The following is a 14,196-nucleotide window of genomic DNA, read 5'->3' as shown; positions in this document are numbered from 1 at the left end:
TTGATTCTTCCGGTCTTCCTTATTTCAGTGAAATGGATTCATATTATAACTTAAGGTTGACTGAAGATTACATAGATCATGGCTTTGTGGGTGATGAACAGATAAATGGAAGTAACTGGGATATGCACAGGCTTGCTCCAGATGGAAATGCGATTAACTACGAACTGGGTATCGTTCATGTGACCTCGTTCCTACATGATTTGGCAAATAAATACTTTGGAAATCATTCTGTAAAAGAAGTGGCATTTTGGACTGGCGCTATCATATCTACCTTTGCTGTAATTCCAGCGTTCATTTTCGCAAGAAGATTAACTAATGATTATGGAGCCATAGTTGCGACATTGCTTATTGTACTTGCTCCAAACTACTTCGCACACACATTCCCAGGATTTTTTGATACAGATATGTTCTATTATATCTGGGCGTTATTCTTTATATTCTTCTTTGTAGAGAGTATAAGGGCAGAAAATATTATTTATAAGATTTTATTTGCAATCTTGTCTATCCTTGCGATTGGACTGTTCTCACAATCATGGACTGGTTACATATTTTACATAGGTATTATGGGAATATTCTCAATTGTCTATCTGATTGCATGCTATTACTTCAATGTCGGTGAAGACAACCAAAATTCGTACTCAAGTAAGCTGCAATGGTTTATACATCAGGTCGACTTAAAATCCATCGTGATTTTAGGTGTTGTTGGATTTGTAGGTCTTGCCATTTTCCAAGGTATTGAAGGGGTTACCGGGTTATTCGGAAGCTTGTTTTCCTTGCTTTCCTTGCAATCCGCTTCCAGGGTTGTTGGAGGATTCCCTAACGTACTTGTTTCCGTTGCAGAGATGCAAATTCCATCAATGCTTGGTGGCGGTATGAATTCAATGTTTTTAGCTAACACCAACGGTGCAGTAAACGGTATCGGTGGTATTGCAGTTTTATTCGCAGGATTAAGCGTATTGTACTTATTTGCAAGAAACATTTTCAGACTCAGGGGCACATCAGTAAGCACAAGCGGCGCTACTAAAAAACCTCCTAAATCTGAAAGATTGTCTTCCGCTAAAAAACTTGACAATTCACGTAAATTGAAAATCGATTTTGGCAAATTCAGCTTCGATTCAGTATCTGAAATTTTAACAGATAAAAAATTATCAATATTATATGGAACTTTATTTATTGTATGGGTTGTACTCACTGCACTTGCTGTAACAAGAGGTTCTAGGTTCATTACTACACTCGTATTGCCTTTCGCTCTTTTAACAGGTATTTTTGTAGGAGTTGCAATGGATTACATTAAATTAAAAATCAATGATGACAGAATTTTGTTAGCTGTTATTATAATTGCGGCAATTTTCGCTTCAGTTCCTTTAGCTACTGTAAATACCATTTTAGGAATTCTAATGTTCATTGTCATCATTGGTGCCGGTGCAGCTTCAATTTACTTACTCAAACCAAAAGCTAGCGCTGGTAATAACATTCCAATTAAAAAATACATTGCAATTATAGGTATCATTCTGGCATTGATAACTCCATGTGTCTGCGGAGCTTATCAGACTTCAGAAACTGTTGTTCCTGGTACAAGCGACCCAATGTGGAATGCAATGAAATGGATCAATGAAACCCAACCTGACAATACAGTAATCACATCCTGGTGGGACTTCGGTTACCTCTTTGAGATTGCTGCTGATAAACAAGTAACATTCGATGGGGGTTCTCAATCAGGTCAACGTGCGTTCTGGCTTGGTCAGGCGATGAGTACGGATAATCTGGAACTGTCCGCAGGTATTTTCAGAATGCTTGATACAACAGGTGACAGGGCGGTTGAAGCTTTAGTTAACATTACTAATGATACCGGTAAATCAACTGATATCTTAATTGATATCTTGCCGAAAACAGCTTCCGATGCTCAAAAGACATTGCAAACCAAATATCACTTGACTGGTGCTCAGGCAAAAGATGTTGTAAATTACACTCACCCTAAAAATCCACGTCCTGTAATATTTGTCGCATCTTCCGATATGCTTCAAAAAGCAGGTTGGTGGAGTTACTTCGGTGCATGGAATTTTGAAAACCAAACTTCCAAAAACTACAACTATTATGTTCCAACATCCCAAGTGGAAGTAAAAGCAGGCCAAACCGGTAAGATGTCATTACTTAATGATCAAGGAATGACTGTAAATGCCGTTATTCAAAGAGGTACTGGTAATAACACTACCACTGCTTACACTGAGGCTGTTTACACTGAGAGTGGTGAACAAATCTATGTGAATGACACACCATACAATCCGTTGAACATTTCCAACCTGATGGTCATTGAAGACGGATATCTCATGAAAAACGAGTCTGTTGGAAACGTATCGAATGCAAATTACACCATGTTCCTGTTAGGTTATGACAATCAGTACACACCTATTCTAATCAGTAATGAATTGTCTAACTCAATGTTTACCAGATTATATCTTTTAGGTGGTTCTGGTCAGGACATATTTGAAAATGTCCATACGGAAAGCGGTGTAATGCTGTTTAAAGTAAACTTTGATAAAACCAAAGCTGGTGCGTAATTGCTGTTAGATTAGGTTTTTCCTAATCTTTCTTTTTTTTATTATGGTGATTTAATGGGGATTGAAGAGAAAATAAAAGATATTGAAGAAGAAATACAAAGGACACCATATAATAAAGCTACTTCACACCATATTGGTAAGCTTAAGGCTAAATTATCCAAGTTAAAAGAAGAATCTCTGCAAAGGAGCAGTGGCGGGCATAAAGGCCAAGGATTCCACGTTAAGAAGACTGGAGACGCTACTGTAGTTCTTGTAGGATTTCCTTCTGTCGGCAAATCTACTCTCTTGAATGAAATTACAAATGCCGAAAGTAAGGTTGGAGCTTATCAATTCACAACATTGGACATTGTTCCGGGCGTAATGGAGCACAAAAACGCAAAAATTCAGGTTTTTGACATTCCGGGAATTATCACAGGGGCAAGTAGCGGAAAAGGAAGAGGTAAAGAAATCTTGTCTGTTGCAAGAACTGCCGATTTGATTTTGGTCGTATTGGATACTTTGAATCCGCAGCATTTGAATGTAATTTTAAATGAGCTTAGAAGCATTGGTATTAGGCCTAACGAGCAGCCTCCTGACGTTACCGTTAAAAGGAAAAAGCTTGGTGGTGTTAAGGTTTCTTCAACCTGTCCGCTTACTCATCTGGATGAAAAGACAATCAGGTCAATCATCAATGAGTATGGAATGCACAATGCAGACGTGCTTTTCCGTGACGACGTGACAATTGATCAGTTTATTGATGTGCTTGACAGAAACAAGTCATATGTTCCTATGCTGGTTTTATTGAATAAGGTTGACCTTGTGGATGACGCATACCTTGAAGAGCTTAGGAAATACATTCCGGAATTCATTCCGATTTCTGCCGATAAGAAAACAAACATTGATGAGTTGAAGGACTTGATTTTCGATAATCTTGACTTGGTCAGGGTTTATCTAAAGCCGCAAGGCAGAAAAGCGGATATGGAAGATCCTTTGGTAATCAAAAAAGGCTCTACTGTTATTGATGCATGTGGAAAACTTCACAGGGAATTCGTCAAGAACTTCCGTCATGCAAAGGTTTGGGGAACATCCGTCAAATTCCCAGGACAGAAAGTAGGTCCGGACCATGTGCTTGAAGATGAAGACGTTTTAAGAATTATTCTTAAAAAATAATTCTTCTTTTTTTTGATATTATGAAAAATACTATTTTTATAACCGGCACTCCCTGTACCGGAAAGACAACCGTCAGCGAAGTGTTGTCTGAAAAATTAAATTGCAGATTAATCAAAATAAATGATTTGGCCATTGAAAATAACTATGTTTTAGGCATTGATGAGGATAAGGGCTATAAAATCATTGATATCGACGCTTTAAATGATAAGGTTTCGCAAATAATTAGCGATAGTGATGAACTGATTATTTTTGAAGGGCATTTGGCTCACCTGTGTTCCGGCGCCGATAAGATAATCGTTTTAAGGGTTCATCCGGAAATTTTGAGGAAAAGACTTGAAGAGCGTGACTATTCTGAAAGCAAAATACGAGAAAACCTCGAAGCAGAAGCTATGGGTGTCTGCACCGCCGAAGCATTTGATGAATACGGCGACAGGATTTCAGAAATAGATGTTGGCGAGTTAAGTGTTGATGAAATCGTTGATTTGATTGCCGGTTGGTGAAGTTGACTTCATGGAATGGTTAATTTAACATCAATTTTTTATTTTCAAATCAATTTTTCTAAATCGCTTCAATTTTTCTTTTTTTAGTCAATAATTATGTTATAACTATTATTTTTTAAAATACACACTTATGCTTTTGTGCTTTTCGAAAATACTTATATATTGTAGAGTTCATATATTAATTTGACTTAACTAGATAGTTTCGTTCGAAAGTATTTGTGCCAATTAAATCTTTAATGGCTTTTGAACAATATAACTTAAGGTTGTGATATTATTGCTAAAATAAGTTTAGAGATTAATGAAGGGCTATTTGACGATTTGGAAATACAAGCTTCGAAGAATAAATCTCAAATCGAAGATTTAATTGTAAAATATATTCAAAAGTGTTTAAATGATGAAAAGGAGGTTGCGAATATGCAATCGGTTAATATACCTGATGATATAATGTCAAAGATGAATGATAGATGTAGAAAAATCCATTGTAATCCTGAAAAATTAATTCATGCAATACTTTTTGATTATTTAAGAAGTGTTGAGAGAATTCCCAGCACAATTGACCGTGAAAAACTTTGGGCTATGCTTGAGCATGACAAACCAGAGGGCGATGACACTTTAAAGAAACTCCGCCAATTAGGTGATGTGGGCTGGGATTAACTAATCTAAACGCCACAAGGGGATTTAATCATGATTTTTTTAGATACTTCATATATTAATGGATTAATTCTTAAGAATGATAGCCATTCTGTTGATTCCGGAAATATTGAACCTTATTTGGAAAATGAATCTAAGGCAACAAATATCACCGTTTTAGTCGAGGTTTTAAATAGTTTAACTAATTATAATTTCTTTGGAAATATCGATGATTTGTTAAGCTATTTGTTCAATTTTGAGATATTGGACTGTTTAACATCCCATGATTATAATTCTGCGATGCTTTTGTTCAAATATTACAATGGCAGTATTAATTTTTCAGATTGTACTATTCTGCAATCTATGCAGAAATTTGGAATCACCAGAATTGCATCTTTTGATTCTGACTTCGACAAAATCAAGGGAATACAGAGAATAGGTGGATTTAACTAATCCATTTATTTTTTCAAAAAAATAATTTTTACAAAAAAATCCCATATATCCACAACCTTTATAAATAGTAATAAACATAATTATTCTTAATATTCATATTAACCTAAGGTTAAAATTTTTAACTATGGTTTTTGTTTTAAATTGCGCAAATCATTTTAATCCAATCATGAATATTAATATCCTACAAGGGAGGATATTTTGAGTAGAGGAAAAAGACCAAAGTGGATGATTGATATAGCGAAGGAAAGAATGGAAATTCTTTTTAATCGTGCCGAGATGGAATTCATCACCCATCCGGAAAGATCCAATCGCTATGTAGAACTTGCATTGAAATTGTCCACCAAATACAATACTCCAGTTCCTGAAGAATGGAAGAGAAGATATTGTAAGAAATGTAAGAGTTTCCTCTCGCCTGGTCGCAATAGCACCGTCCGGCTAGTTAACTCTGAAGTTAACATTTTTTGTGGTGAATGCGGTCATGTAATGAAGATTCCTTATCGCAAGGAACAGAAAAATAAAAGGAGAGCTAAATATGAGTCAATCAAAAAAAGAAATGATGAATAGAGCTCTTTCCGCTATGACAATCAACATTGGTAAAAACGGCGTCAATGAAAATGTCATTGAAGAAATTAAACGTCAGCTTAAGGCTAATGAAATTGTCAGAATTAAATTTGCAAAAAATATCGCTAGAGATAAAGATAAATACATCGACTGTATAGTCACTCAAACCAAATCAAAATTAATCGATGTTAGAGGACATGTCGCTGTTATTTATAAGAAAAAGCCTTAAACATTATAAATTTAGAGTTACAGGCCCTATTTTTTTAGGTCTTAAATTTACAGTGGATTAAGCTACAATTATTTAAAAATAAATATTGGAGAATTAATATGACTACTGTATTTGATGTACCTGCAGATTTATTAATTAAAAAAGTCGCAGACGAATTTAAAAGCAATGATAAAATCAATTCACCTGCATGGTCCAATTTTGTTAAAACTGGTGTTCACAAAGAAAGAAAACCAGAAAATGCAGATTGGTGGTATGTAAGAACTGCTTCTATTATCAGAAGAGTATACATTGACGGTCCTGTAGGAGTTATGAGTTTAAGAACTTTCTACGGTGGTAAAAAAGACCGTGGTGTACGTCCTGAAGTATTTAGAAAAGGTAGCGGATCTATCATTAGAACTGCTTTACACCAATTAGAAGATGCAGGATTTGTTGAAAAAGTTGAAGGTGGAAGAGTTGTTACCCCAGCAGGAAGATCATTCTTAGATAAAATTTCTGCTGAAATCATTAAAGATATTCCTGATCTTGAAAAATACTAATTATATTTGGGAGAGTTTGATATGAGCGAGTTAGACGAAATTCGTCAAAAAAGAATGGCTGAATTACAAGCTCAACAAGCTGCTATGCAAAACCAAGCTCAACAACAAGCTATGGCTCAAGCACAACAGCAAGAAGCTCAAGCACAATTTGAAGCTCAGAAAAAACAAATCTTAGCTCAAATCATGACTTCTGAAGCTCGTAATAGATTAGCTAATCTTAAACTAACCAAACCTGAACTTGTAAATCAGATTGAACTTCAATTGATTCAATCAGCACAGGCAGGAAGTTTAAGAGGTAAAGTAACTGATGACCAATTAAAAGTTCTATTAAGACAAATTGCTGGTCAGAAAAGAGAAATTAAGATTACAAGGAAATAATGTCAATGAAAGCTGGTGTATTATATAGCGGAGGTAAAGATTCATCCTTTGTGGCAGTGATGCTTAAAAGACTGGGTCTTGACGTAGAATTATGTACAGCAAACTTTGGTGTTTATGATTCATATATTCCGGCCAGCAAATCTGCTGAAGCGTTAGGTTTTAAGCACAATGTCCTGAAAATGGATACGGACATTTTGGACGAGACATGCGAAATGATTATGAATGACGGATTCCCGAATGATGGAATCAAATTTATTCATGCACAAACCGTTGAAAGAATAGCAGACGATTACGATATTATTGCCGATGGGACAAGGAGAGATGACAGAACTCCTAAACTGAACATCAATCAGATAAGAAGTCTTGAAGACAGGAAGAAAGTCCAATACATTAATCTGGACAGTTTCGGACACAAGTCCGTCAAGCTTATAACTTCCAGCCTATTTGAAATATCTCATGAAAAGTCAAATAAGGACAACAGTTCAGACTTCGAGGTTGAAATAAGAACCTTGATTGATGAGAAAGGAGGAAATTCCCTGGATATATTCCCAGAACATTATCAAACTCGTGTTATCGGATATAAAAAATAATTATTATATGTATTACAGGTGAGAAAATGAGTAGAAATAAACCATTAGCTAAAAAATTAAGAATGGCAAAAGCAAACAAACAAAATAGGAGAATTCCAATCTGGGCTTAGATACAGACCAAAACCTAGACATTGGAGAAGAAACAGTCTTAAATTATAATGAGGGGTTATTATGGAAAGAGTTTACACAATTCCACTTAGAAATGTTAAAGAAATTAAAAGGACCATTAGAGCTCCTAGAGCTATCAGAGAAATCAAAATCTTCTTAACCAAACACATGAAAGCTGAAGATGTTAAAATTGATGAATCTATCAATCATGCTATTTGGAAAAGAGGCATTCAAAAAATACCTTCTAAAATCACTGTAAAAGCAGTTAAAGATGATGATGGTATTGTAACAGCTACCTTAGCAGAATAGTTTTGTTCACTACCCTGTTATTGAGTAATGTGAGGTAACAATATGTTAAAAAGAGTAGATATTGTAGGAAATCCGAATGTAGGAGTATTTACTTTGGCAACTGATGATTTAGCTATTGTTCCTTATAACCTTTTAGATGAAAAGGCAGATATTATTAAGGAAACATTAGACGTTGATGTCGTCAAATCTTCTATTTCCGGAAGTAGCCTTATTGGATCTTTAGCTGTAGTTAATTCAAACGGAATGGTTGTTTCCCCACATGTTTTAGATAGAGAAGTTAAACAGTTTGAAGAATTAGGTATTAATGTAGCTACCGTTCCCGGCAAATACACTGCATTGGGTAATATCATTGCAGCAAACGACAAGGGTGCTATCGTAAGCCCATTCTTATCTGATGAAGCGATTCACATTATTGAAGAGACTTTGGATGTAAACGTCGAAGCGACTTCCATGGTTGGAAGCGACATTATCGGTTCACTTATTCAAGTTACAAACAAAGGATTTTTGATAAGTTCCAAAGCTGTTAAATCTGAAATTAGTTTTGCTCAAGAAGTATTTGGTGTAGAAGGGGATATTGGTACTGTTGGAAGAGGTATTGCTTTAGTTGGAGCTTGTTCCATTGCTAATTCAAATGGAGCAATTGTTGCTAAAGATAGTACCGGTCCTGAAATGGCTAGAGTTGAAGAAGCATTAGGCTTTTTGGATGATGATTTTTAATTAATTTATCTTGAGGGATTTAATATGATAACAAAAATTTACAGAGTTAAAGGTACTTTTGTAATGGGCGATGAATATCATAAGTTTACTAAAGAATACAAAGCTACTTGTGAAGCTGAAATCGAAGAGAAAATCTACGAACGTTTCGGAAGTAAACATGGTATTAACAGGAATCAAATTTCTATTGCTGAAATCGAAGAAATTGCTCCTGAAGATGTCGAAGACCCAATTGTAAAAGAAATTTTATAAACACATCGAAGGTGTTAATATGGAAGATCAGCAAAGATTAAACAGTCTTATTAGTGAAATGAATGTTTACAGGCAGCAAGCTGAATTGATTCAACAACAAATTGAAATGATTCAAACCTCTATGGCTGAAGTGGACGCATTATACGCTACTTTAGAAGACATTGAAGGTAAAGAGTCTGTAGAAGCATTCGTACCTGTAGGTGCAGGTTCTTTCATTAAAGGAGAACTTAAAAGTACTGATGAAATTATTGTAAGTATCGGTGCTGGCCTTGCTGTTAAGAAAGATGCTGATGGCGCTCGCGAAATCTTAGACGGGCAAAAAGAAGATTTGAAAGATAGTATGGATAAAATGCTAGCTAACTTGCAACAATGCACTGACATTGTAGCTAATCTTCAAGCTCAAGCTGAGCAGATTGCAGCTGCAGCTCAAGGCAACATGACCCAAAGGGGTTAGATGCTTTACAATTTTTTCTTTTTTTCTATTTTTTTTATTTTATATTTTATTTATTGCAGTTTTTATGGTATTGAAATTAATCGATGAAATATATTTTTTATTTTTGCATTCCTTTTTTTAATTTTAAAGGCTATTCAACTTCTTTTTTAAATACTATGAAAAATAAAAATATAAATAATTAAATTTTTAACTAAACTAAAAGGTTGGGTTAATTTTGTTTGAATCATTGAAAAAGAAGTTTTCACGTACAAGTGAAAAATTAGAAGAAGAGCTTATTGAAGAAGCTGAAAAAGAAGATAATCTTCAAGAAGAATCCGGTACTCGCTTTTCTTTCTTCTCATTCGGTAGGAAAAAGAAGGAAGAGGAAAAAGAAGAGGATGAATCTAATTTGCTTCCAGAAGCTGAAGAGTCTTCAAAGGAAGAACCCGCTGAAGAATCTGAAGAATCCGAAGAAGAAATCGTTGAGGAATCTGAAGAATCTGAGGAAGAAATTGTTGATGAATCTGATGAAGAACCGGCTGAAGAGGAAGAGAAAAAAGGCGGATTTTTATCCAGACTTCGAGGCTGCGATAAAGAGGACTCCGAAATCGATGAGGATGTTGAATCATCTGAGGAAGAAGTCGTCGAGGAACCTGTAGAGGAACCTGTTGAAGAAGTTGAAGAAGAAATTGATGAAGAACCTGAAGAGGTTGTTGAAGAGGAAAAAGAAGAGAAAAAAGGCGGATTTTTATCCAGGCTTCGAGGAGAATATAAAAAGGATTCTGATGCTGACGAGGAAGCAGAACCTGAAGAAGCTGAAGAAGCTGAAGAACCTGAGGAAATTGAAGAAGTCGAAGAAGCTGAAGCAGAGCCTGAAGAGGAGAAGGAAGAGAAAAAATCTCACTTTTGGAGCAGAAATAAAGATAAAAAAGATGATGCTTCTGCCGATGGTGAAGCTAAAGGAGGAATATTCTCTTTTGTTCGTGAAAAAACCATTCAGGAAAAGCATGTTGATGACATATTGTTCGAACTTGAAATGGAACTCCTTCAGGGGGACGTTGCAATGGAAGTTGCAACCGAAGTCGTTGAAAGCGTAAAGGACGACCTTGTAGGTAAAAAAATCAAAAGAAGCAATGACATTACAGAATACACATTCCTTGCTTTGAGAAATGCGGTTGCCGAGATCATAGACATTCCTGGCAAATCAATGACAGAAATGATTGAAGCCAAAAAGGCCGAAGGAGAACCTTTGGTTGTCATGTTTGTAGGAATCAACGGTACAGGAAAAACAACAACCATAGGAAAATTGGCCAACTACTACTTGAAGAAAGGCTACACTCCTGTTATTGCCGCTTCAGATACTTTCAGGGCAGGAGCTATTGAACAGGTCACATATCACGCTGACAATGTCGGTGTTAAAATCATCAAGCACCAGAAAGGATCAGACCCTGCAGCCGTTGCATATGATGCGGTAGAGCATGCAAAGGCTCAAGGAAAAGAGCTTGTTTTAATCGATACTGCAGGAAGAATGCAGACCAACACCAATCTTATGGATGAAATGAAAAAAATAAAAAGGGTTTCAAAACCTGATTTGGTAATATTCGTTGGTGATGCATTGACCGGAAATGATGCAACCGAACAGGCTAAAAAGTTCAATGAGGCAATTGACATTGACGGTGTTATCTTAACCAAAGCCGATGCAGACAGCAAAGGTGGAGCTTCACTTTCAATCGGTTATGTGATTAAAAAGCCAATCATGTTCATGGGTATGGGTCAGGGATATGATGACATTATGGAATATGACGCTGAATGGATGCTAAACCAATTATTCAGCGATGATGAAGAGGCAGAAGTTTTAGAGGCATAGTTTTTATGATTTTAAGAAGAAGGTTTTTAATTGGAGCAATAGTTTTAGCTGTTTTGCTCTTTGTAGTGCTTAACATGACTTTCAATTCCACTGACAGCACTGCAGTTTTCCAGGATAAGGAAAACGTTTCAATTGCAGTTACGGGGGACGTCATGTTTGCCCGTAATATGCCTAATGTTTTAAGTTTGGATTCATCTCCGTTTGAAGGTGTCAGTGATGTCACTTCAAATGTTGACTTGCTTTTGATTAACTTTGAGAATGCGGCCACAACTTCAGGAGATGCCCTGAAAGGAGATGTTCCTTTAAAATGCGATCCAAGCTATGTTCCATTGGCCAAGGCAAATAACAATACAGTTGCATCCATTGCAAACAACCATGCTCTTGACTATGGAATCACAGGAATGAAGGATACAATCCAAAATCTTAAGGATGCTGGAATAACCCCTATCGGCGCAGGTGAAAATGAGGATGAAGCTCACCAATGCGTGACCAAGGACATAAACGGCAGGAAAGTAACCATAGTAAACTATATGGATTCAAACAATTTTGCAGAGTATGGTTATGACGTAATGCCTTATGCAAACGGTTCCAATCCGGGATATTCAGCATATGATTCTGAAGATGCACAAAAGCAAATAGCTGAAAACAATGATTCAGACCTCATTGTCGCATACCTGCACTTTGGTAACGAATATTCAAATTCCCCAAATGAGGACCAGGTCAGGATTGCGCATGAATTGATCGACTATGGTGCAGATGTCGTCATCGGTTCACATCCGCATGTAACTCAGGGAATCGAGATGTACAACGGAAAACCGATATTCTACAGCTTAGGAAACTTCATATTTGACCAATCAAATGAGGCAACACACTCCGCTTACTTCGTTAAAATAGACCTTGTGAAGGATAAGGGTGAATGCACTGTCTATCCGATATATATTTCAAATTATTTGCCGCAGCATATGGATTCCGACAGCGGCAATTCTCTGTTGAACGGTCTTTCACCAAAGGCAAGCGAACTTGAAGTATCCGACGGAGTTGGAAGATTAACTTTTAATTTAACAGAGGCATGATAATTATTAGATTTAGATATGCAGGAGCACTAATTGTCCTGCTGGTCATATTATTGACGGCAACGGCAGTCAGTGCTGAAGAAATGAATTCGACAAGTTTGGCTGAAGATAGTGATAATCTGGCGGTTGAAGAGGCTATTCCTGAAGTAAGTGATGAACCTCCTCTTGAGGCGTCCAATCAGACTGCCGAGCCTTTAAAGGCATCATTCGACAGTGTTGAAGATACGGTTTATCTCAAGGACAAGACATTTTCCGTAAAGCTTCTTGATGAAAACAGAACAGCACTTGCAAACAAGACTGTCTCCTTCAAGCTCGACGGCAATACAGTCAATTCAACAACCAACGCAAAGGGTGTTGCAAGCTTGAAGCTGGCTGTTGACAAGGGAACCTATACCGTCAAATACACATTTGGCGAAACAGGATACAAGACTGTCACTTCCTCTAAAAAGATAACAGTCGTTACAACAACAGTTTCAAAGTTCAAGGCATCAGATTATACTGCCTACACTACAGTCAAGAATGCATATAAGGCCACATTGACTGTTGATGGGATTCCTTTAAGCGGACGTACCGTCAAGTTCAAGATTCACGGCGTAACCTATGAGAGAACTACCAATTCCAAAGGTGTAGCCTCCCTGGCAATCGGTCTTTACAAGGGTGTCTATCCGATTACATACACCTTTGCCGGTGAGAAAAACGTCAAGAAGGCAAGCGGCAAATCAGTCGTTACTGTTAAAAAGGGAATGCCTAAAAAGATTACAAAGGCAAATTCAGTAATTTACAGACATAAGATTTTAAATCAGTTTAAAATCAAATTGACTGATGCAAGAGGAAATATCCTTAAGAATAAAAAGGTCACATTCACTATCAACAAGAAGAAATATTCAACAAAGACAAATGATAAGGGTATTGCGTCCCTGAGCATCAAGCTTAAGAAAGGAACTTACAAGCTCAATGTCTATTCCTATAAGACATCCATCTACAATAAGGTTTCCAAAACATACACAGTTAAGGTAAAACCGAATCAGGCACGCAACAACGGGTTCTGGCTTTTCGGTGCAGACATGAATAAGGTAAACCTCAAGACCCTCCAGAAGTATGGAACAAAGCATATTTTCCTTAACTTCAAATCAATTGAATTATGGGGTCAAAGTGATGTCGAAAAGTTCATAGGCAAGGCCCATGACAAGGGAATCAAGGTGCACCTCTGGATGCAGGTGTTCTATCAGGGCGGAAAATGGTATAATCCGGTCAAAAAAGGCAAAATCGACTATGACCTGATTAAATCAAAAGTCAATCTGGCCAAGAAATATGCTAAAATCAAAGGCATTGATGGAGTTCATTTTGATTATTTAAGATACCCTGGAACTGCATATAAATATTCCAATGGTGTGAAGGCCATCAATTACTTTACAAAAACAGCCTCAAACGCTGTTCATAAAATCAATTCTAAGATAATAGTTTCCGCAGCGGTAATGCCTGAGCCATCCTCAATGAAATATTATTACGGTCAGGATATTCCTACAATGACAAAATATCTTGACGTCATTGTTCCGATGGTTTACAAAGGCAATTACAATGCAGGAACCTCCTGGATTCAAAAGGTAACCAAAGCACTTGTTAAAAAATCAAGCGGTGCGAAAGTCTGGACAGGACTTCAATCCTACAAGTCAGATTCAAATTTAAAGAAATTGTCTGCAAGCGAGCTGATGAAAGATGCTGATGCGGCAGCAATGGGCGGAGCATATGGTGTGTTCCTGTTCAGATATGGAATAACAAATTATATCAATTTCAATAATGTGTGATGATAAAAATGAGAAAGAGAATAATATTGAGTCTAATCATTATCCTTTCAT

General features: G+C 36.6%; 17 protein-coding genes and 1 pseudogene. All 18 read left to right on the top strand.

What is annotated here, in order from left to right; translation table 11 throughout:
- Positions 1 to 2,558 (top strand): STT3 domain-containing protein (locus QZU81_RS10130; protein ID WP_295591601.1); only part of this gene is annotated, 2,558 nt, incomplete at its 5' end.
- Positions 2,559 to 2,612: 54 nt separating this feature from the next.
- Positions 2,613 to 3,707 carry a GTP-binding protein gene (locus tag QZU81_RS10125; RefSeq protein WP_292827259.1) on the top strand — a complete coding sequence of 365 codons (1,095 nt, stop codon included), beginning with the start codon at positions 2,613 to 2,615 and terminating at the stop codon, positions 3,705 to 3,707.
- Positions 3,708 to 3,727: 20 nt separating this feature from the next.
- Positions 3,728 to 4,207 (top strand): adenylate kinase family protein, encoded by a 480-nt coding sequence (locus QZU81_RS10120; protein ID WP_295591600.1) that lies wholly within the window; start codon positions 3,728 to 3,730, stop codon positions 4,205 to 4,207.
- A gap of 414 nt (positions 4,208 to 4,621) precedes the next feature.
- The gene (locus QZU81_RS10115; RefSeq protein ID WP_292827253.1) at positions 4,622 to 4,861 is read left to right on the top strand and encodes a hypothetical protein; all 240 of its coding nucleotides are present in this window, start codon (positions 4,622 to 4,624) and stop codon (positions 4,859 to 4,861) included.
- 30 nt (positions 4,862 to 4,891) lie between these two features.
- Positions 4,892 to 5,290, top strand: coding sequence for a type II toxin-antitoxin system VapC family toxin (locus QZU81_RS10110; RefSeq protein WP_292827250.1), 399 nt, complete (start codon positions 4,892 to 4,894; stop codon positions 5,288 to 5,290).
- 198 nt (positions 5,291 to 5,488) lie between these two features.
- Entirely contained in the window at positions 5,489 to 5,854 is a 366-nt protein-coding gene (locus QZU81_RS10105; protein WP_295591599.1) for a ribonuclease P protein component 4, read from the top strand.
- Positions 5,823 to 6,080 (top strand): YhbY family RNA-binding protein, encoded by a 258-nt coding sequence (locus QZU81_RS10100; protein ID WP_292827244.1) that lies wholly within the window; start codon positions 5,823 to 5,825, stop codon positions 6,078 to 6,080. Before QZU81_RS10105 ends, QZU81_RS10100 begins: the two co-directional genes overlap by 32 nt.
- Positions 6,081 to 6,178: 98 nt before the next feature.
- Complete coding sequence (locus tag QZU81_RS10095; RefSeq protein WP_295591598.1) at positions 6,179 to 6,616, top strand: 30S ribosomal protein S19e; 438 nt, start codon at positions 6,179 to 6,181, stop codon at positions 6,614 to 6,616.
- 21 nt (positions 6,617 to 6,637) lie between these two features.
- Positions 6,638 to 6,994, top strand: coding sequence for a DNA-binding protein (locus QZU81_RS10090; protein ID WP_292827238.1), 357 nt, complete (start codon positions 6,638 to 6,640; stop codon positions 6,992 to 6,994).
- 5 nt (positions 6,995 to 6,999) lie between these two features.
- Positions 7,000 to 7,584 (top strand): asparagine synthase-related protein, encoded by a 585-nt coding sequence (locus QZU81_RS10085; RefSeq protein ID WP_295591603.1) that lies wholly within the window; start codon positions 7,000 to 7,002, stop codon positions 7,582 to 7,584.
- 26 nt (positions 7,585 to 7,610) lie between these two features.
- Positions 7,611 to 7,743, top strand: a pseudogene (gene rpl39e / locus QZU81_RS10080) (50S ribosomal protein L39e).
- A 12-nt stretch (positions 7,744 to 7,755) separates the two neighbouring features.
- Positions 7,756 to 8,001, top strand: coding sequence for a 50S ribosomal protein L31e (locus QZU81_RS10075; RefSeq protein ID WP_292827235.1), 246 nt, complete (start codon positions 7,756 to 7,758; stop codon positions 7,999 to 8,001).
- Positions 8,002 to 8,043: 42 nt separating this feature from the next.
- On the top strand, positions 8,044 to 8,718 hold the full coding sequence (locus QZU81_RS10070) for a translation initiation factor IF-6 (RefSeq protein WP_292827232.1): 675 nt from the start codon (positions 8,044 to 8,046) through the stop codon (positions 8,716 to 8,718).
- A 24-nt stretch (positions 8,719 to 8,742) separates the two neighbouring features.
- Complete coding sequence (gene rpl18a, locus QZU81_RS10065) at positions 8,743 to 8,967, top strand: 50S ribosomal protein L18Ae (RefSeq protein WP_292827229.1); 225 nt, start codon at positions 8,743 to 8,745, stop codon at positions 8,965 to 8,967.
- Positions 8,968 to 8,986: 19 nt separating this feature from the next.
- Entirely contained in the window at positions 8,987 to 9,421 is a 435-nt protein-coding gene (pfdA, locus tag QZU81_RS10060) for a prefoldin subunit alpha (protein WP_295591597.1), read from the top strand.
- Between the two features lie 457 nt (positions 9,422 to 9,878).
- Positions 9,879 to 11,267 (top strand): signal recognition particle-docking protein FtsY, encoded by a 1,389-nt coding sequence (ftsY, locus tag QZU81_RS10055; RefSeq protein WP_295591602.1) that lies wholly within the window; start codon positions 9,879 to 9,881, stop codon positions 11,265 to 11,267.
- A gap of 5 nt (positions 11,268 to 11,272) precedes the next feature.
- A complete protein-coding gene (locus tag QZU81_RS10050) occupies positions 11,273 to 12,340 on the top strand; it encodes a CapA family protein (RefSeq protein WP_295591596.1) in 1,068 nt (355 codons plus the stop codon).
- The gene (locus QZU81_RS10045) at positions 12,337 to 14,145 is read left to right on the top strand and encodes a putative glycoside hydrolase (protein WP_295591595.1); all 1,809 of its coding nucleotides are present in this window, start codon (positions 12,337 to 12,339) and stop codon (positions 14,143 to 14,145) included. Before QZU81_RS10050 ends, QZU81_RS10045 begins: the two co-directional genes overlap by 4 nt.
- Positions 14,146 to 14,196 lie beyond the last annotated feature (51 nt).

The organism is uncultured Methanobrevibacter sp. (genome assembly GCF_902770715.1).
GTDB lineage: Archaea > Methanobacteriota > Methanobacteria > Methanobacteriales > Methanobacteriaceae > Methanocatella.
This window is presented reverse-complemented; position numbering and strand designations above follow the sequence as displayed.